21 protein-coding genes and 2 pseudogenes are annotated in these 22,550 nt (G+C 59.8%); 10 read left to right on the top strand and 13 right to left on the bottom strand.

What is annotated here, in order from left to right:
• Positions 1-90 precede the first annotated feature (90 nt).
• Entirely contained in the window at positions 91-2,292 is a 2,202-nt protein-coding gene (locus tag BLP65_RS14970) for an OmcA/MtrC family decaheme c-type cytochrome (RefSeq protein WP_092998835.1), read from the bottom strand.
• A gap of 263 nt (positions 2,293-2,555) precedes the next feature.
• Between BLP65_RS14970 and BLP65_RS14965 the strand changes: the two genes are divergently transcribed.
• A complete protein-coding gene (locus tag BLP65_RS14965) occupies positions 2,556-3,254 on the top strand; it encodes a thiamine phosphate synthase (protein WP_092998833.1) in 699 nt (232 codons plus the stop codon).
• A 31-nt stretch (positions 3,255-3,285) separates the two neighbouring features.
• Here BLP65_RS14965 and BLP65_RS14960 read toward each other — a convergent pair whose 3' ends face one another.
• Both BLP65_RS14960 and BLP65_RS14955 read right to left on the bottom strand, forming a co-directional pair.
• The gene (locus BLP65_RS14960) at positions 3,286-3,648 is read right to left on the bottom strand and encodes a hypothetical protein (protein ID WP_092998831.1); all 363 of its coding nucleotides are present in this window, start codon (positions 3,646-3,648) and stop codon (positions 3,286-3,288) included.
• Positions 3,649-3,744: 96 nt separating this feature from the next.
• Complete coding sequence (locus BLP65_RS14955; protein ID WP_139181527.1) at positions 3,745-4,230, bottom strand: hypothetical protein; 486 nt, start codon at positions 4,228-4,230, stop codon at positions 3,745-3,747.
• Positions 4,231-4,564: 334 nt separating this feature from the next.
• Here BLP65_RS14955 and BLP65_RS14950 point away from each other — a divergent pair.
• A pseudogene (locus tag BLP65_RS14950) lies at positions 4,565-5,679 on the top strand (IS3 family transposase).
• A gap of 67 nt (positions 5,680-5,746) precedes the next feature.
• Here the strand turns inward: BLP65_RS14950 and BLP65_RS14945 are convergent.
• The 4 genes and pseudogenes from BLP65_RS14945 to BLP65_RS14930 all read right to left on the bottom strand — a co-directional run.
• Positions 5,747-6,127: a CBS domain-containing protein gene (locus BLP65_RS14945; RefSeq protein WP_175452607.1), complete on the bottom strand. Its 381-nt coding sequence runs from the start codon at positions 6,125-6,127 to the stop codon at positions 5,747-5,749.
• 147 nt (positions 6,128-6,274) lie between these two features.
• Positions 6,275-7,012 (bottom strand): SDR family oxidoreductase, encoded by a 738-nt coding sequence (locus BLP65_RS14940; RefSeq protein WP_092998825.1) that lies wholly within the window; start codon positions 7,010-7,012, stop codon positions 6,275-6,277.
• A gap of 38 nt (positions 7,013-7,050) precedes the next feature.
• Entirely contained in the window at positions 7,051-7,668 is a 618-nt protein-coding gene (locus tag BLP65_RS14935; RefSeq protein WP_092998823.1) for a Crp/Fnr family transcriptional regulator, read from the bottom strand.
• Positions 7,669-8,020: 352 nt separating this feature from the next.
• Positions 8,021-8,320, bottom strand: a pseudogene (locus BLP65_RS14930) (CorA family divalent cation transporter); the annotation flags it as partial.
• Between the two features lie 141 nt (positions 8,321-8,461).
• On the opposite strand from BLP65_RS14930, the gene BLP65_RS17105 reads away from it, so the two are divergent.
• Positions 8,462-8,716: a hypothetical protein gene (locus tag BLP65_RS17105; RefSeq protein WP_092998819.1), complete on the top strand. Its 255-nt coding sequence runs from the start codon at positions 8,462-8,464 to the stop codon at positions 8,714-8,716.
• Positions 8,717-8,906: 190 nt separating this feature from the next.
• Here BLP65_RS17105 and BLP65_RS14920 read toward each other — a convergent pair whose 3' ends face one another.
• The 4 genes from BLP65_RS14920 to argH all read right to left on the bottom strand — a co-directional run bounded on the left by BLP65_RS14920 (position 8,907) and on the right by argH (position 12,261).
• A complete protein-coding gene (locus tag BLP65_RS14920) occupies positions 8,907-10,142 on the bottom strand; it encodes a DnaB-like helicase C-terminal domain-containing protein (RefSeq protein WP_281180240.1) in 1,236 nt (411 codons plus the stop codon).
• A gap of 164 nt (positions 10,143-10,306) precedes the next feature.
• Positions 10,307-10,594 (bottom strand): type II toxin-antitoxin system RelE/ParE family toxin, encoded by a 288-nt coding sequence (locus BLP65_RS14915; protein ID WP_092998815.1) that lies wholly within the window; start codon positions 10,592-10,594, stop codon positions 10,307-10,309.
• A gap of 3 nt (positions 10,595-10,597) precedes the next feature.
• Positions 10,598-10,819: an addiction module protein gene (locus BLP65_RS14910; protein ID WP_245688369.1), complete on the bottom strand. Its 222-nt coding sequence runs from the start codon at positions 10,817-10,819 to the stop codon at positions 10,598-10,600.
• A 50-nt stretch (positions 10,820-10,869) separates the two neighbouring features.
• Positions 10,870-12,261, bottom strand: a complete 1,392-nt coding sequence (gene argH / locus BLP65_RS14905) for an argininosuccinate lyase (RefSeq protein WP_092998813.1) — start codon at positions 12,259-12,261, stop codon at positions 10,870-10,872.
• Between the two features lie 315 nt (positions 12,262-12,576).
• Between argH and BLP65_RS14900 the strand changes: the two genes are divergently transcribed.
• Together BLP65_RS14900 and BLP65_RS14895 are read left to right on the top strand one after the other, a co-directional pair.
• The gene (locus BLP65_RS14900) at positions 12,577-13,623 is read left to right on the top strand and encodes a sensor histidine kinase (protein ID WP_175452606.1); all 1,047 of its coding nucleotides are present in this window, start codon (positions 12,577-12,579) and stop codon (positions 13,621-13,623) included.
• Positions 13,620-14,327 (top strand): LytR/AlgR family response regulator transcription factor, encoded by a 708-nt coding sequence (locus tag BLP65_RS14895; RefSeq protein WP_245688368.1) that lies wholly within the window; start codon positions 13,620-13,622, stop codon positions 14,325-14,327. Before BLP65_RS14900 ends, BLP65_RS14895 begins: the two co-directional genes overlap by 4 nt.
• Before the next feature lie 333 nt (positions 14,328-14,660).
• Here BLP65_RS14895 and BLP65_RS14890 read toward each other — a convergent pair whose 3' ends face one another.
• Positions 14,661-15,182 carry a thioredoxin family protein gene (locus BLP65_RS14890; protein WP_092998809.1) on the bottom strand — a complete coding sequence of 174 codons (522 nt, stop codon included), beginning with the start codon at positions 15,180-15,182 and terminating at the stop codon, positions 14,661-14,663.
• A gap of 256 nt (positions 15,183-15,438) precedes the next feature.
• Here BLP65_RS14890 and hemC point away from each other — a divergent pair, with 256 nt between their 5' ends.
• The 4 genes from hemC to BLP65_RS14870 are packed head-to-tail and all read left to right on the top strand — an operon-like array spanning position 15,439 to position 19,638.
• Positions 15,439-16,374: a hydroxymethylbilane synthase gene (gene hemC, locus BLP65_RS14885; protein WP_092998807.1), complete on the top strand. Its 936-nt coding sequence runs from the start codon at positions 15,439-15,441 to the stop codon at positions 16,372-16,374.
• Positions 16,361-17,125, top strand: coding sequence for a uroporphyrinogen-III synthase (locus BLP65_RS14880; protein WP_175452605.1), 765 nt, complete (start codon positions 16,361-16,363; stop codon positions 17,123-17,125). The genes hemC and BLP65_RS14880 overlap by 14 nt, the downstream gene beginning before the upstream one ends.
• 6 nt (positions 17,126-17,131) lie before the next feature.
• On the top strand, positions 17,132-18,400 hold the full coding sequence (locus tag BLP65_RS14875; RefSeq protein ID WP_092998803.1) for a uroporphyrinogen-III C-methyltransferase: 1,269 nt from the start codon (positions 17,132-17,134) through the stop codon (positions 18,398-18,400).
• Entirely contained in the window at positions 18,397-19,638 is a 1,242-nt protein-coding gene (locus BLP65_RS14870; RefSeq protein WP_092998801.1) for a heme biosynthesis protein HemY, read from the top strand. Before BLP65_RS14875 ends, BLP65_RS14870 begins: the two co-directional genes overlap by 4 nt.
• A gap of 144 nt (positions 19,639-19,782) precedes the next feature.
• Here BLP65_RS14870 and BLP65_RS14865 read toward each other — a convergent pair whose 3' ends face one another.
• Positions 19,783-20,781, bottom strand: coding sequence for a CDP-6-deoxy-delta-3,4-glucoseen reductase (locus tag BLP65_RS14865; RefSeq protein ID WP_092998799.1), 999 nt, complete (start codon positions 20,779-20,781; stop codon positions 19,783-19,785).
• Between the two features lie 181 nt (positions 20,782-20,962).
• Between BLP65_RS14865 and BLP65_RS14860 the strand changes: the two genes are divergently transcribed.
• Complete coding sequence (locus BLP65_RS14860; RefSeq protein WP_092998797.1) at positions 20,963-21,844, top strand: SDR family oxidoreductase; 882 nt, start codon at positions 20,963-20,965, stop codon at positions 21,842-21,844.
• Positions 21,845-22,550: the final 706 nt, after the last annotated feature.

The following is a 22,550-nucleotide window of genomic DNA, read 5'->3' as shown; positions in this document are numbered from 1 at the left end:
GGTCCACTTCTTATTGGTGCCGGCCTCCCTGCCGGCTCTCTGATGGTTTCGGCCCCCGGCGCAGGCGCCCGAAGGCGCCCGCGCTGGCCTTCACTCGACGCCGTGTATCACGGCAACGTCCGCCGTGCGACCCGGGCCGTGGCAGGTCTCGCAGGTCTCGATGGCTATCAATGCCTGACTACGGGTGGCCTCGAACAACGCACCGTTGTGCTCCATGTGTGCTTGGGCAATGGCCTTGTCGTGGCAGGAGGAGCAGACCGCCGCGGTCGGTGTGATCACCCGATCGTTGGTCGGGTCGGTGTCAACACTCGCCGAATCCGAGTCCGTCCCTGCGTCCGTGGTGTCGATCACGCTCGGCGAGACGTCACCGGAGAGCGGCAGCGCATAGGTGTCACCGTCGTGGCAGGTCTGGCAGTTGCTGAGGATGCCAGGGAACCGAAGCCCACTGTAGTCATGCACACTACCGCGATAACCGTAGAAGAGAACGGGATTCTCGCGAACCTTGGAACCGGTGGCGTGGATGGCATGGACCATCCGCTTGAAGTCGATGGACTCCTCCAGCTTGCCATCGAGACCGCCGCCCCCACCGGCCGGTCGCACGGAGATATCGGTGTTGTTGGGGTTGTGGCAGGTGACACAGATGGCGGTGTCGTTCACCCGATTATTGCCGTGCAGCGACAGGGTTTCATGGCACTGCAGGCACTTGGCATTGTCGACCACCTGTCGCCGCGCCTGGGCGGAACCGTCATTGATGGCGAAATACTCCACGGCACTCGTAATCGGGGTGTTGACGGTCGCACCATCCACATCGGCCTTCGGATAGCCCTCGATGGCCACCGAACCGCTGCCCGCACCTTGTGCCGCAGCCGGCAGGGGATCGGACGTTACCGTGTGCACCCCGGTGCCGGCATCGTAGGAGTGATAGGCCGCGTCCAGGGCACCACCGCTCAGGAAGGCAATCTGCACCGCCTTGGAGACGCCGTTGCCACTATCGGTGTTGGTGTATTCGCTGCTGTCCCAGGCAATATTGAGTCGCAGGTTGCTGGCCGTCCAGTCCGCCTCGGTGAGGTCGTAGGGCGTATCTCCGTTACTCGGGTCGGTAATGGTGAAGTTGGCCGTGACCGTCCCGGTGCTCGCATCATAGCTCGCCTCGGTGATGTTATAGGCGAACCGTTCTCTGGCCACGTGGGTAGGAATCACGTGCGAATCGGCCACCGGACCGGCCCAGCCGCCGTTAGCGTGACAGCCGCTGCACATGCTGTTGTCGGCAACACCGCCCATATGATTGAGCCCGGTGTCGAACTCGACGTCATCGTGGCAGGAGCCGCAGGCTTCGACGCTGGGACGAGTCTTCCAATTGTCCGCGTCCGGGGTATCGCTGTCGGCGCCGTCATGGCACTTGGTGCAGTTGCGCACGTCCTGCGGAAATTGCAGATCGGAATAGTCGTGTTCGCTGTTGCGATAACCAAAAATGCTGTAGGTACCACCTGCCACCACGCTGGGCAGATTGGCCCCCATGTGCAGCTTGTGGAACAGGACCTTGGCATCGATGGTGTTGCCGCTGTTGGCGTCGGCGCTGCCCGGATTATGGCAGGTCACACAGTAGCGGGTGTCGATGCGGCCGCCGCCGTGAAAGGCCAACTTACCGTGGCACTCATTGCACGATTCGGTCATCACGATGTCACGGCTGGAGATGCCGCTGGTCATTCCTGTTGATGGCTGCCAGGTATGGACCGCGTTGGTGACCGGGGCCCCTCCCTCAATCTGCATCGCAATACGATGGGTCCGGGTAGATTCATAATCGACCGCTACCGGAGAAGTCACATTGGTGATATCGGTAGCAAAGGTGTAGCTGTAAGAGCCATCGCCGTTATTGACGAAGGTGCCATCGGTGGCGCTTTCATAGTTGGCCTGCACCTTATCTTCGGTGCCGGGGCCGACGCTGCCCGCCTCTTCAGTCTTGTTGATGTAGCTCTGCCAGGCACTCGGCTCACCATTGGCGCCCGGTTTCAACTGGGCGATGGTAAAGCGCAAATCTCCGGCAGTCAGGCCGGTGAAAGGCATGCCGTCCTGGTCTTCGATATAGAACTCGACGACCGGCGGACTTTCGATTTCAACACTGGAGACCTGGACATCCAGTGCAGTCGCCGTACTCGCCGTGCCTGACGGCCCCGGCGGCCCGGGTTGACCATCGGCGCCGTCCTCGCCATCACCTCCACAGGCGGTTAGGGAAAGAATGAGCGCGAAGGCTATAAGCGCGTGGACATGCTGAAGTGCTAGACGAACGGACATGGGTCACCCCCCTTTAGGTGTTCCCGAGTCCCCTGTGCGACGCTCCTCCTGGAACGATTTCGCGGCGGGCGGTGGGTCCAACGGACCCGGTGCTCTCAAGGCACCTTTTTCCCGGGAATGGATTATCAGATTTAGTTATAAGCACATCAAATTCTGATGCATGACTAACAGATATCACGGACAAAAATCGAAAGCAAGTAACAATCGCCTGTAAGCCACTGAAAAATGGCTGTTTTTGCCTTTTGTCAATTTTTGCACAGCGAATGACTACTACCTCACTGCCGAGGGGCCGAAAAAAAAAGGAAGGAAGAAGAGAGAAGGAAAAAGATTTTTTTCGACTTTGCACTGACATCAGCGGCTCCATACTATGGGCACTAATCAGAATCCTTTCGGTGCCTATGGAACTGCCGACCCACTACCTCATTACGCCATCCCCCGGAGACCGGGCGGAATTCCTTGCAGCTCTTGAGTGCAGCCTGCAGGCGGGGACTCGCCTCATGCAATTGAAAGGGAAGGGAATGGGGACGCAAGAATATGCAGAGCTGGCCCGGGAAGTTATCGATCTGGCGCACCGGCACGGCTGCAAGGTGCTGCTTACCGGAGATCCGGGGCTGGTGGAAAAGCTCGGCGCCGATGGACTGCACCTGGACAGCAAGGCCTTAAAGTCGGCCGTTACGCGACCGGTCCCGCACCCCTACCTGCTCGCCATCTCCGGGCATACACTGGAAGCGCTTGAGAAAGGGGAGGCGATCGGCGCCAGCTTTGCCGTGCTCTCGCCCATCCAATACACCAGCGCGCACCCGGATATCGAACCGCTAGGCTGGGGCGGGTTGATGCGCATTGCCGAACAGCTCGCGTTGCCGCTCTATGCGCTGGGTGGAGTCAGTGCGGACGACGAGCAAGCGGCCATCCAGGCCGGCGCCAGAGGCGTGGCAGGTCATAAGGGCTACTGGAAGGGATAATGGGGGAGGGAGCAGCCGGGCTCCGCCTGAATCAGAGCTTGCACAGTTTCGTCACGGCTGCCGCAGGTTCACCCTGACAACTCCAGCGTATCGTGTTGCCCTCCACGACCGGGCTCAATGTCAGCTTGACCTGGTGCTGCTTGCCGCTAATCACCATCTTTCCCCGCTGGCTCACCTCCAGCGCAGCAATCAGGTCCGGGCACTTGTTTCTGAACTCGCTATCCACGGGCTCTCCCCTGATTACCTGCCGTGCCACCCGTTCACGGAAATCCAGGGTGCACATCAACATCGAGGTCGAGGCGATCTTCGCGAGCGAATCCTCGTCTCTCTTTGGCAGACTCAGCAGCAGTATCCCGAAGAGCAGGACAACGCCGATGATCATGCGGCTAATCATCGGCGTGTCGCCCCAATGCTTTTTTCGAGCGAATACCGAGGCAGACGCAGCGAAGTAAATTTCCTGCCTGTCCCCTGACCGGATACCTGTCTTTGATCAATGTTTTTTAGCGAGCGAATAGTCACTAACGCGACGCCGGACAAGACCGCTCGCCACCATTGCATCCAACTGCTTGCTCAACTGGCCTACCTGCAGACCCTTGCCGCGGAGCTTCTCCCGTAGGAGGCTCTCACTGATATCTTTCCGGTCTTTGAGGATATCGACAATCACTGCCCTGATGTCACTCGATGCAGATGCGGGGGAAGCAGCCTTGGGGCGCAGTCTTCCCGCTTCGGGATCCGTGCGCCTCTGTGTCGCCGCCATCGCGTCATCGGTTCGCTTCACCCGGCGGAGAAGTTCGGCAATTTCGCGGTCCAGTGCATCGGCAGACAGTTTATGCCTCAATATGGTGCGCGCCCGCTTCTCGTGAAGTTCACGGATTTGGGCGTCGACGTTCTGAAGATCCGTGGCGTGCTCCAGCCTCAACTCCTTCTTGCGTTCTTTCAGGCTGGCCAGTTTCGACGACAGTATTTCCTTTTCCATCGGTATCCCCATCTTTCTGTTATACCCTGACAAGATTCCACAGCCCCGATTGCTGGGCCACAGGGTTCTAACGTAGTACCGAACTGCCCGCGAAGCACCCTTTTAACCATGAATTTGTGGGGTTGTGCACGAAAACAGGTATCCCACCCTAACGTGCAACCACCCGTTCCGCCGTACCTGCCCCCAGTATGGAGTGGTACGAGCCGCATCAACGGCATTGCCACCCGTGTGGTGGCACCGCTGCCTCGGCCGTTCACCTTTCCGTAAGCTTCCCCTCGGAGTAGACAGGTAAGAAGTAGAAGCTTCTGGCACAATCATGAGCCAGGAGGTTGCTATGAAGAAGTCGAAATTCTCTGAGACGCAGCTCGTCAGCATCTTGAAGGAGGCCGACGCCGGGGTGCCGGTCAAAGAGGTCTGCCGAAACGATGGCATCAGTTCGGCAACGTACTACAACTTGAAATCGAAATTCGGCGGAATGGACGGCTCGCAGCTCAGACGGCTAAAAGAAATTGAGCAGGAACTGAATCAGATGAGGCGCATGTATGCCGATATGACGCTGGAGAACCGAGCGCTGAAAGATCTCATTGAAAAAAGCTCTAGGGCCGTCCGAACGCCGGGAGGCGGTCGAGTTCCTCGTTGAGGAGCACCACCTTCCGGTCTCCCGCAGTTGCCACAGTGTGGGACTGTCTCGGGCGGCCTACTGCCGCAAGCCGATGGCACCGCAGAAGCGGGATGCGCCGGTCATCGATGCCCTCAACAGCCTGGTTGAAGAACGTCCAACGCGAGGCTTTTGGAAGTGCTTCAAGCTTTTGCGCCGACAGGGCGATCGCTGGAACCACAAGCGGGTCTATCGGGTGTATTGCGCTAGGAAACTCAACAAGAAGCGCCGGGCCAAGCGCCGATTGCCACCAAGGGAACGCCAGCGCCTGTCAGTGCCGGAACAGCCAAACCAGGTCTGGTCGGCAGATTTCATGAGCGATGCCCTTTACTGCGGCCGGCGTTTTCGGACATTCAACATTATCGATGATTTCAACCGTGAGGCCGTCCACATCGAAATCGACACCTCGCTCAACTCTGCACGGCTCATACGGGTCTTCGAACAGGTCAAAACAGAGCGTGGTCTGCCGGAGGTACTTCGAGTCGACAACGGCCCGGAATTCTTGGGTAAGGTGTTCACGGAGTGGGCCGAGACCAATGACATGACCATCCGTTACATCCAACCGGGCAAGCCGAACCAAAAACGGCTACATCGAGCGATTCAACCGAACTTACCGTGAGGAAATCCTCGACGTCTATCTATTCCGAAATTTCGATGAGGTTCGGGAGGCCACCTACTGGTGGACGCTCGAATACAATGAGTAGCGCCCGCACGATTCATTGGGTGATCGGACGCCGCTTGAATGTTTTACTGACTACGTCAGAGGCTCTACTTTAACGGTGTCTACTTGACGGGGAAGCTTACGACCTGAAATCCTTCCCCACGATCGCGACAGAGCCTCGGCCAGACTCAAAGTCTCTACTTCAACACGCACTCATTGATAAGATCGATGGACGAGACTATGCCAAGCATGGATTGCTTATCGGTGATCACCAGGTGGTGTATATGGTTGTTGACCATCAATTCGACCACCTCATTGAGCGATGCGTCCGGGCTTGCTTCGATTACCTTATGTGTACACACCTCCCAAGCATGTCTGGCTTTCGGATTTTGTCCCTTTCTATGAAAGTGCATCAGATCGGGGGCGCTAATCACCCCAAAGCATTTCCCTTCTGAATCGACTACGGGCACGTACGAAAGGTGGCTCGAATTCAGTACCGCCTCGACTTTCTCGATCGCATCGTCAATATCGACGACCGTCAGATTCCGCTGCATCAGGGAGGATATTGGCTTGTCCATATTACAATCCATAGTATCAATCCTTAACACCCGCCTTTCACGGCGGGGCTCTATAGCTCCAGCTTCCACTCAAAAGCATTGTGCACCGCGAGAACCGCTAGCGCAAAATCCTCCATTCAGCCAGCCGGTTCTGTTCTCCCGCCAGTCTTATCGGTTGACGATGGCAAGGCCCCGCGACGGCGCGAAGAGCGACATCCAGCGTGCGAGTGCCGCCTTATCGATATGGATCTCCGACTTGCCCTTCCGAAGACCCCGCAGGATTGCCTGTGCGGCATCATCGGGACTCATCGCCGGAACATTGCTTGGCAGCCGCCCCTTGTGAAAGTTTGTGTCGACTACCGTGAGTAGGGCTTCATGGATTGCGACCCGGGTGTCTTTCAGCGCCCAGCGCAATCCCTGTGTGTACGAGTGAAGCGCCGCCTTCGCCGCACAATAAAAGGCCTGCTCCACCTTCGAAAGGTAAACCAGGCCGGTGGTGACGTTGACGACAGCAGCGTCGGGGCGATCCTGCAGGTGGCCCAGCAGGCTGGTGGTGAGTGCGACCGGGGCGTGAAAATTCAGGGCAAGGTCGGATTCAAGCGCCGCCTCCACACCCTCTCCGGTCTTGAGGTTTGTGGGCGTCTTCCCTCCGGCATTGTTGACGATAATATTGAGCTGAGGGAAGTCCCTGTGCAATCGGTCGACCATCCTTCGTCGTTGTGCCGCATCGGTAATATCGCAAACTTCCGTGACCAGTCCGGGCGTGCTCTCCGCCGCCTGCGCAAGGTTCTTTTCGCTGCGGGCGCAGACGACAACCGTATTGTCGATGACCAGGCGTTTCGCCAATGCCAGTCCTATGCCTTCACTGCCGCCGGTGATAAGAATCGTATTTCCACTCAGGTTCATGTTCGGGTCTCCAGGTGAACAGAGACCTGAGCATCGGACTAATCGTGGCGGGCCGCATTAACCCGGGTTAACCCCAGGCGGTTGCGGATACGGGAGAGGGCGACCTCGGTGATGCCGAGATAAGAAGCGATGTGATAATTCGGAATGGCATCCGCTATCGCCGCGAACTCTTCGCGAAATTTCCGGTAGCGCTCAGTGGCCGAGAGCAGCAAAAAATCCGCCTCCCGTCGCTCCTTCTTGATGACGAGCAATTCAAGCAGACGAACACGCAACCGTTCCCAATCCGGGTATTCCCGGGTGAGTTTGAGAAAATCGCGATACCGGATTTCAAGTCCTTCGGAGGGGGTAAGCGCCTGAATGGAAAACGGTGAGGGGCAGCCGTCAACCAACGATGAAATACTGCTCAGCACCTGACCCCGCCCGGAAAACGACTTATTGAACTCACGGCCGTCCCCGTCGAGGTAGTAATAACGCGCAATGCCCGAGGTGAGGAAAAGCAGGCTCTCGACCCTGTTCCCCGCTTCTACTGCATGCTCACCTTTTTGCAGCGTCACAGGCAAGAACAGGGGCACGCCTGCTGCCCATGATGGTTCAGCGATGGGCACTAGCGGCTCCAGATCGGTACGCAATTGTTTCAGGGCTTTGCTGAGGTCCACTGAGTCACATGCCTTGGCAGAGGTTGTGGTCTAGACCGGGTCCCGTTCTTTGCAGGATACGCCTTGCCGAGGAGCACTCCCCCTTGCCTCGGAATGATGCCCGTCGCATCTGGAATCCTACCGCAGCAGATACGCGTTCGGTAGCCGCATGACGTTAACGGGCGCCGGAATCACCTAAGCGTCGGAATGCCCAACTCCAAGCACAAGCAGTCAACAAATTCTCCGCTTCGCTTGCGGGTCGCCCCAGGCCTCTGCCAATTCGGAACGGACTCACGAAACGACATACCGCCGTTCCGGTGGCCAGTAGGGTCCCGAAGGGAACTGCCATTCGATGAGGTGCGGTGGCTCCCCTTTATTCCCGGGAGAGCCAGCCCTTGCGCCGGAAATAGAGCAGCATCCCTCCCGCGACGAAGAGCATGATCACCAACACCACCGGGTAGCCGTAGTACCAGTAAAGCTCGGGCATAGCCCACGGGCTTTCAGGATTATGAAAGTTCATCCCATAAACCCCGGCGATGAATGTCAGGGGGACGAAGAGGGTGGCGATGACCGTGAGCACCCGCATGGCCTCGGAGAGCCGGTTGTTAACAGCCGACAGATGCACTTCCAGTATCGAGCTGGCCATGTCCCGGTATACCTCGATCAGCTCCATCTTTCAGAGGCGGCTTATGCCCATGGCGGAATTGAAATCGTCGTAGCGTTTCTGGTCGGGGCACTGTTTGCCGCTATAGCTGCCGGGACTCTTAAGTGGTTTGCGCTGAGGAGATTTTGGTCTGGACGCCCCCGCTCCAGATTGCTCATTCCGGTCGGGCTGCTTGAGATTGTTCTGTTTTGGGGCGCACTGTTCATCGCTGCCCAGTCCGGTATCGCTTCTTTCGTCGATCTGATTTTGCTGGCAACCGTCCTATTCCTACCCCTCGCTATGTTCCCCAATCGTTTGCTGTTGCCTGAAGGACCGGGGCGAACCGTTAAGGCACTGCTGCTGTCCGCACCCTTCCCCGTGCTGCTCGGGATCGGCGGCGGGCTGGTTTTTGGCGGCAGCGGATGAAACCTTTCTAGAGCTAGGTCGCGGGAGCAAGGGGTTACGTCCCCTTTTCCTATCGTCTGCGACCTCGAACGACTCCATTCCGTTATCGAGGCACTGACGTCAGACTCCATTGTGCCAAGTGGAGAGAAACGGGTGCCGATTAGTCGATCGCTAATGCAACATGAAAGACCCCGCTTTGTGCTTTACGGAATTATAGTCCCAGGTCCTTGAAGCTACTGTACTGTTGATAATAGGCCACTAACCCAGTACCCACCGGACCACAGGCATTCTTGGCAATAATGAGCTCAGCCATCCCACGGTCGGGTGTATCTTCATTATATACCTCGTCACGGTAGACAAAGATGACGGTCTCGGCATCCTCTTCGATGCCACTAACGCGTAAGTCGCCCAGCACGGGTCTCTTGTTCGACCGACACTCCACTTGGCGGTTTAGGCTTGAGGTGACGATTATGGGGACTTTGAACTCTTTGGCCAAAACTTTGAGCGATTTTGTAATTGAAGCAGGGGGCTCATCATCAGACCGGCGTTCCAAAACGAGATTCTGCACACCATCAATTATAACGAGACCTGAACCTTGGATCTCCTTTAGTTCAGCTAAATTTTTCTTGAGCTGAGCCAATGTAAGAGAAGGGCCTTCATCTATGTACAGTGGCGCATTTGCTAGAAGCGCGACGGCACTCGTAAGGTTCGGCCAGTCATCATCATCTAGTGCGCCGCGTTGTAGACCGAACGTGCGTATGTTTGCAAGGGATGCCACGAGGCGACGCGTAATGCGGGCCGATGAAATATTGAGGCTGAAGTACGCAACAGGCAGGTTCTCATGGATGGCTGTATGCGCTGCTATACCCAGAGCCAAGTCACTCTTTCCCATACCGGGCCTCGACGCAATCACAGTGAGTTCAGAGGGATGAAGACCATCGGTACGCTCATCCAAACACTTTAGTCCTGTAGGCAAACCCCTCCGAGTGGTTCTTTCATCCTCGCACTGAAACGCAGCATCAAGTTGGTCGACTTCATCGATCAGTAGATCCCGAATACTTTGGAGGCCGAAGTCATACTCGCTACGTTGCTTTAGATTGGCTATTTCCTGAACAACATTCCGAATACCCTTTGCCACATCCAGCCAAGCTTCATCTTCATTAGTCCAACTGGTAACGGGTTTGGCATCTTTAGGGAGTGCTTGAAGCTTCGCAAAAGGGGCATCGGACCAGTCCACGGGGCGCACTAGAATCGGAACAACACGGGCCTGATTCGATTCATGGCGCTCAATTGCACCTTTTAGTTCCCTGCTGTAGCAGTATTCTGACGCTATGAAGTCCGGGCTTATCAAGAGCAAAACTATATCAGCTGTCTTTAGGTATTCATCGATTGCCGTTTCCCACTCTTCGCCCGGCAAGATGCGGCGGTCGTGCCACTGAGAAACCAGAACCTTTCCGCTCTAAGATTGCAAGGTGCGTTTCCAATTCGTCCCGCAGCGACTCGTCTTTGTGAGAGTAACTGTAGAATATCGTTACTTGCTTAGAGCTTGATTCCAACTTGTCCTTCCTAGAGTTTGGAATAAATAGGCAGAGTAAATTCAACGAGCTAAAGCTAAAACCGCTTCTGCCACACGGCAGGGTGTCGTCGCTGATGGAGTACCCCGAGGATAATAACGTGCAAGTCGCGCCGCACGAAATAAACGGCATACGGGAAACGACGGGATAGGGCACGGCGGACAGAACCGAAAACCTCTGCATACAGCTCGGGCTGCTCTTCAACGGAGGTTATCACCCGATCGATTTCCGCGATAAACACGCGTCCCAAGCCTTTCTTCTGATGCTCATACCATTTGAAGGCTGAACGGATATCGGCCTCCGCGTCCTTGCGTAAGAGCAGCATTCGTCAGTCCCTCAGAATCTCGTCCCGAACTTCGTGCCATGGCGTCCCTTGCGACGGGTCGGCGTGATAACGCTCCAGCCGCTTCTCCAGTTCATCTTTGTGCCACTCCGGGACATCCACCGCCTCGGGCAGTTCAGCGATGGAGTCCCAAATGTCCTCAACGAGCTGGATCCGTTGCTCGAGGGGCATTTCAGCGATGTCCGAGGCAGATAGCTTTTTCATCATCACTCTCCTGAGCGTCTTTTGCTCATCCCTGCGATTCTTTCTAATGAAGACTACAACAGAGCGCGGGCCGCCTGCACCCCCGTTTTGACCTGTTCCGGCGCCGTCCCCCCCACATGATCCCGCGCCGCCACTGAGCCCTCCAGCGTCAACACCTCAAACACCTCCTCTCCAATCGCACCGGAGAACTGCTGCAACTCCTCCAGCTTCATCTCGGAGAGGTCGCGGCCGGTATCCACGCCCAGCTTGACAGCCTTGCCGACGATCTCGTGGGCGTCGCGGAACGGAACGCCCTTGCGGACGAGGTAGTCGGCCAGATCGGTGGCGGTGGAGAAGCCGCGGCGGGCGGCTTCGCGCATGTTGTCGGGCTTGACCTGGATGCGGGCCATCATGTCAGCGTAGACGCGCAGGCAGCCTTTGACGGTGTCGATCGTGTCGAACAGGGGCTCTTTGTCTTCCTGGTTGTCCTTGTTGTAGGCAAGCGGTTGGCCTTTCATCAGCGTGAGCAGGCTGGTGAGGTGGCCGTAGACGCGACCCGATTTGCCGCGCACCAGTTCGGGGACGTCGGGGTTTTTCTTCTGCGGCATGATGGAGGAACCGGTGCAGAAGGCGTCGCCGAGGTCGACCCAGTCGAACTGGCTGGAGGACCAGAGGATGAGCTCTTCGCTGAAGCGGCTCATGTGCATCAGCAGCAGGGAGGCCCAACTGAGAAATTCGATGGCGAAGTCGCGATCGGAGACGCCGTCCAGGGAGTTGCGGGTGGGGCGCTCGAAGCCGAGTTCCTCCGCGGCGAAGTCGCGGTCGATGGGATAGGTGGTGCCGGCCAGGGCAGCGGACCCTAGCGGCATGACATTGATGCGCTTGCGGCAGTCCTGCAGGCGTTCGGCGTCGCGCTGGAGCATCTCGTTCCAGGCGAGCATGTGGTGGCCAAAGGTGATGGGCTGTGCGGTCTGCAGGTGGGTAAAGCCGGGCATGATGGTATCGGCTTCGCGCTCGGCAAGATCAATCAGATTGCCCTGCAGGCGCTTCAGCTCCGGGGCGATGGCGCTGTCGATCTCGTCGCGCAGGTAGAGGCGGATGTCGGTGGCCACCTGGTCGTTGCGCGAACGGCCGGTGTGCAGCTTCTTGCCGGCGTCACCGATCAGGTCGGTGAGGCGCTTTTCGATGTTCATGTGCACATCTTCCAGGGCGATGGACCACTGGAAGTCGCCCGCCTCGATCTCGGCCTCGATCTTCGTCAGGCCGCGGATGATGTCGTCGCGTTCAGCCTCAGTGAGCACCCCGACGTGGGCCAGCATCCGGGCGTGGGCAATGGAACCGCGGATGTCCTGCTTGTACATGCGCTGGTCGAAGCCGACAGAGGCGCCAAAGGCCTCGACGAAGGCGTCGGTGGGTTCGGTAAAGCGCCCGGTCCAGGGCTTTTCAACGGTGTTTTCGTCAGTCATTGCGGGACACAACCGGTCGGGGAATGGAATGAGGGGAGTATAACACCGAGGGCGGATGGCTAGTGGCGAGGGATAGGGAGGTGGGGAGTGGCTAGTGGCTAGTGGCGAGGGATGAGGGATGAGGGGAAGATTAGAAATCCCCTACTTCGCTACTCCCCACTCCCCACTCCCCACTCCCCACTCCCCACTCCCCACTCCCCACTCCCCACTCCCCACTCCCCACTCCCCACTCCCCATTCCCCACTCACCACTAGCCACTTACCCCGGGACCTAGTCGTGGTTATGATGGGGTCTGGATACAGAGACTGGCGAAATATGCCGAGCGAAGCGACGGACAGCCATCGACGGGGAAGTTTCCTGCCGGATTTTTGTGCCCTGCCGATGGTGTTCGGGGTGGTGGTGCTGTCGGAGCTGTTTGCTATCGTTCTGGTACTGGCGAGCAGTCGGCCGGAGCGGATCTGGGATGATTTGGCGCTGGTTTCGCTGTTTATGCAGTGGGCGGGGCTGTCCGGGGCGGCGCTACTGTGTGTTTTGCGCAAGCCGCTCAGCCGTTTGGGAGATATCGGTGCGGGGACGGCCAGTTACCTGCTGCTGGTGCTGTTGGTGCTTCTGCTCAGCGAGGGGGCCTATCACCTGCTGCTGGATGCACTGCCGGGTGAACCGGAGGGCCACTTCCAGTTCGTTTCCCGCAATCTGGCGGTCGGCGCCATCGTTGCGGGCATCATCCTGCGCTACTTCTATATCCGCCATCAGTGGCGGCTTCAGGTGGAGGCGAAATCAGAGGCGCGACTCCAGGCACTGCAGGCACGCATCCGACCGCATTTTCTGTTCAACAGCCTGAATACAGCCGCCAGCCTGACCCATGAACACCCGGAACTCGCCGAACAGGCGCTGGAGGATCTGGCCGACCTGTTCCGCGCGAGCCTGAGCGACAGTCGAACCCTGGTGCCGTTTGCGGACGAACTGTCCCTGAGTCGCCGTTATCTGGCCATCGAACAGCTGCGGCTTGGTGAACGGCTCAGGGTCAGATGGGATGTAGAAGCCATTCCCGAGCAGTGGGCGGTGCCACCGCTGGTCCTGCAGCCGCTGCTGGAAAACGCCGTCTGTCACGGCATTGAGCCCCTTGCCGGTGGCGGGATGATCGACATCGCCGGCCGCCGCTCCGGCCGGTTTGTCGATATCGAGGTGGTCAATCCGGAAATGCAGAACGGGGCGCCACGCACCAGGGGAAGCCGAATGGCCGTCGATAATATCCGCCAGCGTCTTGCCGCTTGCTACGGAGCCGAAGGTGAGCTGGTGGTGGAACGGGACGGCGATGAATACCGGGCGCGGCTGCGCATTCCAGAAAGGAGTAAGCGGTGATAAAGGTATTGATTGTGGATGACGAGGCCCCCGCGCGCTCCCGCTTGCGGCGGATGCTGGAGGGACTCGATGCGGAAATCATCGGCGAAGCCGCCGATGGCGAGTCCGCCCTCAAGGAGGTGACCGAGGGCAGACCGGACGTGGTGCTGCTCGACGTGCGCATGCCGGGTGTGGATGGACTGGAGGCCGCACACCACTTGGCAGGTCTCGATCCCTCACCGGCGGTGATATTCACCACCGCCTTTGAACAGCACGCCCTGGAGGCCTTCGATCTGGAGGCGGTGGACTATCTTCTGAAACCCGTCCGGCGCGAACGCCTGGAACGGGCCCTGGCGCGGGTGGTCGAGCGTCTGCCAAGCGGAGCGGGAAGACCCGACTCCCTGCGCCTCCACCAAAGGGGGGGCGTACGCCTGCTGCCGTTCGAGGCCGTCTTCTATTTTCAGGCCGACAACAAGTATGTGACCGTTTACTACGAGGGCGGTGAGGCTTTACTGGAGCAGTCCTTGAAAGTCCTTGCGCAGCAGTTCGGTGAGGACCTGGTTCGCATCCACCGTAATGCACTGGTGGTACGCGAGCGGCTGCTGGGCATGGAACGGGTTGGCGGCAGTTACCGTGCGATTCTGGAGGGTACTGCCGAACGGCCCGAGATCAGCCGGCGGCACGTCAGTGATGTGAAGGCGCTGCTGGAGGCCGCATCGGTTTGATTCCCCTGCTTATTCACACCCTCTTGAGCGAATGTGATGAGTAAAGTCAAGCCCTTTCGGTTAGGCGGGAACCCTACACAGGAACCAGTAAGTGATTGATTTAAAAGCCCATCCTGAATGGTTAAAAATTGCGCGATCCAGAACGAAGCGCACGGGGGTGCGGTACCGGAGCACCTGTCCTCAAACCATCCACAAAGTTATCCACAGCTTTTGTGGACAACCGGGAAAAACTTCCAGAGGCAGTGACTTAGCGCATCTAACGAGAAGTCACATAAAGAGTTTGTGCTAAACCGGCCGGGTGATGGACGAGCCCGGCGCGCAGACGGGGGGGACTCAGTCCAGGTTCTTGCCAGGAAGCTCGGTGGCGGCCGCGCGAACGGTTTTCTCCCGGAGCTGGTCAAGCGCGGTGTCGATACGGCGATCGATATAGTCACCGTAAAAATCGGGGGTGGTGAGGCCGACCATGTTTTCCGTCAGCGGACGCCCACCGCTGTCTACGTAGACCAGGGTCGGCGTTACCCGCACCTGATATCGCGCAGCAAATTCCGAGACGGAAACGGCAGCACCGTCGAAATCGATGATGCGGCGTGGATTCTCCAGATCGACGCGGCGGATGATCACCTTATCGGTGTAATCGCCACTGATCAGCATCGGTTCGAGGAAATCCTCCTCGACTCGCGTGCAGTAATAACAGTGCTCCGCATAGAACATCATCAGCAGCGGAACATTGCGCTGCTGTGCCAGTTTCCCATCGGCCTGCAGATCGCCGGTGATCGGCACGGTGACTCCGGCAACGATTGGTGTCGCAGCCAGCAGAATGGTAAGCAGCAGTGCCCTCGGCAGCAGCCGTTTCATGCCCCGTCTCCAGAGTACTTCACGAATCTAGGATAGACGGCCAGACATCAACCGGGCAACCACGTTTTCAGGATAGTTTGAAGCAAGTCCTTGAACCCAGCTCGCCGTGGAGACATCCTTGTGTGCTCCACACGGGTGTGGCCATGCGCCTGTCCCGCACGGGATCGGGCGTTAGCTCCCTCAGGCCGGGAGCGTGTATGATTGGGCGATACCATTTTTCGCGGCCCTGTGCCGCCATAAATAGCCACGAAGCCTAATGTCCAGAACGATTCGTATCGCAACCCGTAAAAGTCAGCTTGCCCTGTGGCAGGCGGAATTCGTCGCCAGTGCCCTCAAGCATGCCCACTCGGGTCTCGAGGTGGAACTGGTCGCCATGGAGTCCAAAGGCGACAAAATCCTCGATGTACCGCTCGCCAAGGTGGGGGGCAAGGGGCTGTTCATCAAGGAGCTGGAGGATGGCATCCTGCGCGGCGATGCCGACATCGCCGTGCATTCGATGAAGGATGTACCGGTGGAGGAGGAAATCCCCGAGGGACTTCACGTACCGGTCGTCTGCATCCGGGAGGATCCCCGCGATGCCTTCGTCTCCAACCATCATGACAGTTTCGAGGCGCTGCCCGAAGGCGCCGTAGTGGGCACATCGAGCCTGCGCCGACAGTCCCAGATCATGGCCTTGCGCCCGGATCTGCAGGTGAAATTCCTGCGCGGCAACGTCAATACCCGCCTCGCCAAACTGGACAACGGTGATTACGACGCCATTGTCCTGGCCGCTGCCGGCCTGAAACGCCTCCGGTTCGAAGACCGCATCACCCAGATTCTGGATACCAGCGTCAGTTTGCCGGCGGTCGGCCAGGGGGCGGTGGGCATCGAGTGCCGGAGCGATGATCCTGCAGTGAACGAGCTGATCGCGGTGCTCGATCACCGGGAGACCCATATCCGGGTATCGGCCGAGCGAGCCATGAGCCGTCGGCTGGAGGGCGGCTGCCAGGTCCCGCTGGCGGGCTACGCCGAGCTGGAGCACGGCGTTATCGTGCTGCGTGGACTGGTCGCGCGTCCCGACGGTACCGAAGTGGTGCGGGGCAATATCAGCGGCCGCCCGGAGGATGCCGAGGAGCTGGGCAGGGTGCTCGCCGAAGACCTGCTCTCCCGCGGCGCCGGTGAAATCCTCCAAGAGGTCTATGCAGAGGGGTGAACTGCAGGGATTGCGGGTGCTGGTAACGCGCCCGGCCCATCAGGCAGAGAACCTTTGCGGTCTGATCGCGGCAGCCGGGGGAGAGCCGATCGCCTATCCGACCCTGGCGATTACCGCTCCCCGTGATCCGGAGCGGGTCCGGCAGATCCTGGCCCGGGTTTCGACCTACGACATGGTTGTTTTTATCAGCGCCAACGCGGCCACCTTTGCCGTCGAGCTGCTGCAAGGACGCCTTCCGCAAGGGCCCACCCTGGCCACCGTCGGCAAGGGCACCGCGGCGCAACTGGAACGACTTGGCCGGGCAGCGGACCTGGTCGCGGAGGGTGGCGACAGCGAATCCCTGCTCGCGATGCCGCAGCTGAACGACCTGAGCGGTTGCAGGGTATTGATCATCAGGGGTGAACAGGGACGCGAACAACTCGCCGAAGGGCTTCGCAAGCGTGGTGCGGAGGTGGAGTACGCCGAGGTCTATCGGCGCTCGATACCGAAGCCGGTGCCGGGCATTGATCCCACCGCCGCCGATGTGGTGACCGCCACCAGTTTCGAGGCGCTGGCCAATCTGGAGCGGCTGGTGGGGGCGGAACGGGTTACAGCACTGCACGCCCTGGCGCTGGCCGTCTTTCATCCGCGCATTGCCGAGAAGGCGCGTACTTCCGGTTTCCACGGCCCGGTCATGGTGGCCCGGGAACCGGGTGACGAGGCCCTGGTGGCTGCCATCGCTGCCTGGGCGCAAACCAAACTGCAGGATTGAGACCCGATGAGTGAAAAGAGCGGGCTGGACAAAACCGAACAGAAGACGCCAACGAAGCGCAACGACCGCAAACGGCCCGGTACCCCGAAAGAGACGCAAACGCCCGCCAAATCGGCGCCAAAGGCAGGCCGTCGCGGCACCCGCCAGGAGGCAAACCCTTCTCCTGATGAACCGAAAACGCCCAGGGGCGGAGGCGGTACCCTTTTGCTGGCACTCCTGGCGCTGCTGGCGGCCGCAGCTGCCGGCGCGGGAGGCTGGTACGTCTGGCAGCAACAGCAAAGTACCACCGCTCGGATAGCGGCGACCGAGAGCGAACTACAGGCGAGCATCACGGAACTGCAGGTGAGCGTCGATCGTCGCATCAGTCGGCAATCCGAAGAGATCAGCCAGGCCTCCAACGAGGGCGACCGGCGGCTCGAAGCCCGCACCCGCGAGCTCCAGCAGGCCATTATCGAAATACGCTCCCGTCTCGGCCAGGACCGCACCGGCTGGGCCCTCTCCGAAGTCGAACACCTGCTACGCATAGCCAACCACCGAGTGCGTCTGGCGCGTGATGTGCAAGGTGCAGAGGTGGCTCTCAGGGAGGCTGACCAACGCCTGGTCGCTGTCGGCGATCCCGCTTTCCTGCCGGTACGCGAAGCAATCTCCAAAGAGCTGCAGGCACTGCGCAACACCGGTGGTGTCGATCGGGAGCATGCGGCACTACGGCTGACGGGGCTCATCGACACGGTGGACGCCCTGCCGGTAGCGGGCGCCTACAAGGCGCAACAGGGGGACGCACCAGGACAGGCAGAAGCACCCCGGGCACCCGAGAATGTCTCCAACTGGAAAGAGTTCCTGGGGGCCGTATGGGAGGATATCCGCTCGCTGGTGAGCATTCGCAGGCACGGTGAGGAAACCAATGGCCCTACGCCTCTGCTGGCGCCGGAAGAGCGCTATTTTCTGCATCAGAACCTGCGACTGAAACTGGAGACCGCCCGCCTAGCACTGCTCGAGGGTAATCCCCAGATCTACACGTCGAGCCTGGCTGAGGTGGAACAGTGGCTCAACCGCTATTTCCTCGAAGAGGCCGCCGCCACCCGAGGGGCGCTGGAGACCGTAAAGGAAATGCAAGGCGTCAAGGTCCGTCCCGAACTGCCGGACATCAGCGAATCGCTACGGATGCTGCAGCGAGTGCGGAGGCAACTGGGCGAGGAGGATCGGCAGACCGCTTCCGAACAGGAGCCGACCACCGGGGAGTCCCTGTCCGGTGAGCAGCCGGAGGCGACACCATGAAGTTCCTCCTGATCGCACTGCTGGTTCTGGGGGGAGTAGTGGGACTGGCGCTGGTGGTCCAGGAGGACCCCGGCTACGCCCTGTTCTCCTGGGGCGAGTGGACGGTGGAATCGAGTCTCAGCCTGCTGCTGGTCGCCACCATCCTGGCCTTCATCGCACTCTATTTCCTGATTCGGCTACTGGTCGGCAGTTGGCATGTACCGGGGCGCATGGCCCATTGGCGGCAGCAGCAGCGCGCACGGAAGGCCCGGCGCAGTACCCAGGACGGTCTGCTGGCGCTTGCCGAAGGCAATTGGAAGCGTGCAGAGCAGTTTCTGATTCGCAATGTCGCCGATAGCGAAATCCCGTTGATCAACTACTTGGGGGCGGCCCGCGCGGCACAGAAGCAGGGGGCCGATGAACGGCGCGACAACTACTTGTCGCAGGCCCACCAGAGCATGCCGGAAGCGGAACTGGCGGTAGGGCTGACGCAGGCAGAAGTCCAACTCTCCCATGGTCAGACGGAACACGCCCTGGCAACGCTCATGCACTTGCGTTCCATCGCACCGAGGCATGGTTATGTGCTGAATTTGCTGCGCCGCCTCTACCAACAGCTGGGAAGCTGGAAGGACCTGCTGGAGTTGCTTCCGGAACTGCGCCGACAGAAGGTGCTGGAGCCGGAGGCGGCCGAAATGCTGGAGCGCCGGGCCCTTGCGGAACTGCTGCGCCGGCCGGGCCAGAACGCCCCTTCACTGAGGGAGAGCTGGGAGCGCGTGCCCCGCGGACAACGCAATGGCGAACTGCTGCAGCTCTATGTGGAGGGACTGCTTCGAGTCGGCGAACACCAGGAAGCGGAGAAGCTGTTGCGCGACAGCATTCGCCAGAGCTGGAACCCGGAGCTGGTTCGACTGTATGGATTGGTGCAGTCCGACGATCCCGGCCGGCAACTCACATCGGCCGAGTCCTGGCTAGCGGGCCACGACCGTCATCCCGACCTGCTCCTCAGCCTCGGTCGTATTGCCGTGCGCGCCGATCTTTGGGGCAAGGCGCGCGCTTACCTGGAGGCGAGCCTCGGCGTCGAACCCCGGGCAGAGACCTATTGCGAACTAGGGCATCTGCTGGCACGACTCGGAGATGAACAAAAGTCCGGGGAATGTTTCCAAAAGGGGCTGGAACAGGCCACCGGCGGCATCTGTGCCACCTCCATCAAAAGGGGAAACCTGCCTGCCACTCCAAACCCGACGCAAACGACCGGCTGATCTTCCCTCACCTTCCCTGCCTCACCCCTTCCGGAAAAACGCACCGGCCCGGGCCGGATGCCTGTAGGTCGGCCTTCAGCCCGACGGGCTAAAGCCCGACCTACATCGCCGAAGACCGGGGCAGGCTTGAATTGGCGCTATCGATCAATCCTTGGCCCACTCAAAGGCGTCCCCGAAGCAGTGATCGGCCGGCAGACCCTTCGCCCCCAGGGCATCCCGTGCCGTGTAGACCATGTCGGGATGGCCGCAGGCATACATCTCGAAGCCGCTCAGGTCATCGAACTCGGCAGCGGCCACATTCTGCACATAGCCTTTGCGCCCTTCCCAGTCCTCACCGGGGCGGGAGAGCACAGGCCGGTAGTGCACATTCTCGTATTCGGCATCCCAGCTCCTGGCCAACTCGTCGAGATAGAGTTCATCCCTGGAACGTGCGCCCCAGTACAGATAAATGGGTCGGGTGCAGCCCTCGGCCAGGGCGTGCTCGATAATCCCCTTCACCGGGCCGAAGCCGGTGCCGGTGGCGAGCATGATAATCGGACGGTCGGAGTCCTCGCGCAGGAAGAAGCTGCCGTGCGGGCCCTCGATACGGATGATGTCGCCCTCCTTCATCTCGGAGAAGGCACGTTCGGTGAAGCGGCCTCCCTCGACATGGCGGATGTGGAACTCCAGCAGGTCATCCTGGTGTGGCGCATTGGCGAGGGAGAAGGAGCGCTTGCGACCATCCTCCATGAGGAACTGCACATACTGTCCGGCGAGGAATTGCATGCGGCTCTCTTCCGGAAGCTTCAGCCACAGGCGCATGACTTCACCAATCCGCTCCATGCGGCTGACCTTGGCCGGATACTGCTTGACCGGGATCTCTTCGGCGGCGGCAACCTCATGCACCTCCACCGTCACGTCTCCCTCCGGCTTGGCGATACAGAACAGGGCATAGCCTTCCCCCTGCTCCTCATCGGTAATGGCCATCGGTTCATCATCGTACCGGACTTCGCCCCGGCTCACTTTGCCTTTGCAGGCCCCGCAGGCACCGTTGCGGCAACCGTAGGGAAAGGCATAACCGCTGCGCAGCGCCGCATCGAGGATGCTCTCGTCGTCCTCGGTATGGAAGGCATGGCCGCTCGGTTGAACTTCGACTTTACTCATGGGTGGTCCTTTATCGCATTCAGTCCGCAAAACTAACCCGAATCGTTCATGAATTCACCGCAAAAGCCGCCGTCAACGCAGGATAATGGCTTATTATCGCCGGACGGGGCGCCGGCAACGCTGAACAATTCGGGTTAAAATGGTCAGGTATTGGACTAGTTTGCCACACTTGGGTGCTGTTTTGGATAGAGTCTTCATCATCGGTTTCGGCGATATCGGACGCCGCGTGGCCGCACAGTACCGCAATCCAGACACGATCGTCACGGGCTTGACCCGTCATCCGGAGCTAGCCGGCAGCACTCCGGAAGAGGTGCGAATGGTGTACGGTGACCTGGATCGACCCGCTACGCTGGAGGGGCTTCCGACCGCCGGTGCACTGGTGTACTACTTCGCCCCGCCACCGGCGGAGGGCATCAGCGACCCGCGCATGGCGGTTTTCCTTGAAGCAGCCTCCCATGCCCCTCCGGTGCGCGTGGTCTACATCAGCACCAGCGGCGTCTATGGCGATCGTGCCGGCGCCTGGGTGGACGAGACGGCCGAGCCTCGCCCCGAAACCGATCGGGCACGACGCCGGCTCGATGCCGAGGAGCGGTTGCGGGATTGGGGTCGGCAGCAGCAGGTTCCGGTGGTGATTCTGCGCGTCGGCGGGATCTATGGCCCGGGTCGGCTACCGGTTGCGCGGCTTCGCAAGGGCTTGCCGGTATTGCGGGAATCGGAGTGTGGCGCTACCAGTCGTATCCACGTGGAGGACCTGGTCGCGGCTTGCCGGGCCGCTGCCGAATGCGGCCAAGCGGATCGCATCTACAACGTGAGCGATGACCATCCCGGCACGATGACCGGCTACTTCAAGGCAGTGGCGGCGAGGCTCGGCCTGCCGGCGCCTCCCGAAATCTCGATGGCCGAAGCCGAAGGCCGGCTCAGTGAGGCGATGCTCTCCTATCTGACCGAGTCCCGGCGCCTCGACAACCACCGCCTGATCGAGGAGCTGGGCGTGCGTTTGCGCTACCCCGACCTGGAGAGCGGTCTGGCAACCATCGACCCCGCCCGGGAATCAATCCGCTAGACCAGGCTCCGCGTGGATGGCTCGCAAAGTGGCGGGTGAAATCTGCGACAAAGCCGGGGGAAACGGTTGCACCTGCTGGCATCCACCCGAAAACCGTAGGATGGGGTGAGCCTGCGAACCCCATCATTGCTCGGGATGCGCAGCCTCCTCGATGGGGTTCGCGGGGCCCACCCCATCCTGCATTCCTGCTGTCAGCACCGGCTATCCAACACCAAACGCTTGATGGGGTTCGCAGGCTCACCCCATCCTACATTTAAGTTGCCTACGCAAAGACTTGAGCATTCGGCTCGAGTTCAAACGTTTCGTTTCAATGATTGGAGAAATAGTTGACAGCCCAACCATCCATTATTAGACTTAGTCTTAATCTTGATGCGCCGACTCGGGATTGGACGGAAAATCGGCGGATCATGGGACAGCCGCGGTACGGCGGTCTGTCCGGGGACTGAACACCGGTCCCTGAATCGTGCACCACTTGCTGAGTACTACCCCCTTTACGGCAGCTCTCCAGCTGCCGTTTTTTTTGCCTGGGAGTGCGGCGGGGTACAGATCGCTCCACCTTTTCGCCGACTATCGTGACGGCCTGAAGGCCGACCTACGCAAAGGTGCCATCGCCGCAGAGGGCACTGACCCCCCATGGCTACCCTGTGGCTTAACGGTGACACGCAGCTGCAGGTCGACAGACGTCTTCCGGGAATCAGGGGCTTGC

The sequence above is a fragment of the Thiohalomonas denitrificans genome, from assembly GCF_900102855.1.
In the GTDB taxonomy this organism is placed as follows: domain Bacteria; phylum Pseudomonadota; class Gammaproteobacteria; order Thiohalomonadales; family Thiohalomonadaceae; genus Thiohalomonas; species Thiohalomonas denitrificans.
Note: the sequence above shows the minus strand (reverse complement) of the source record. Positions and strands in the feature narration are given on the sequence as shown.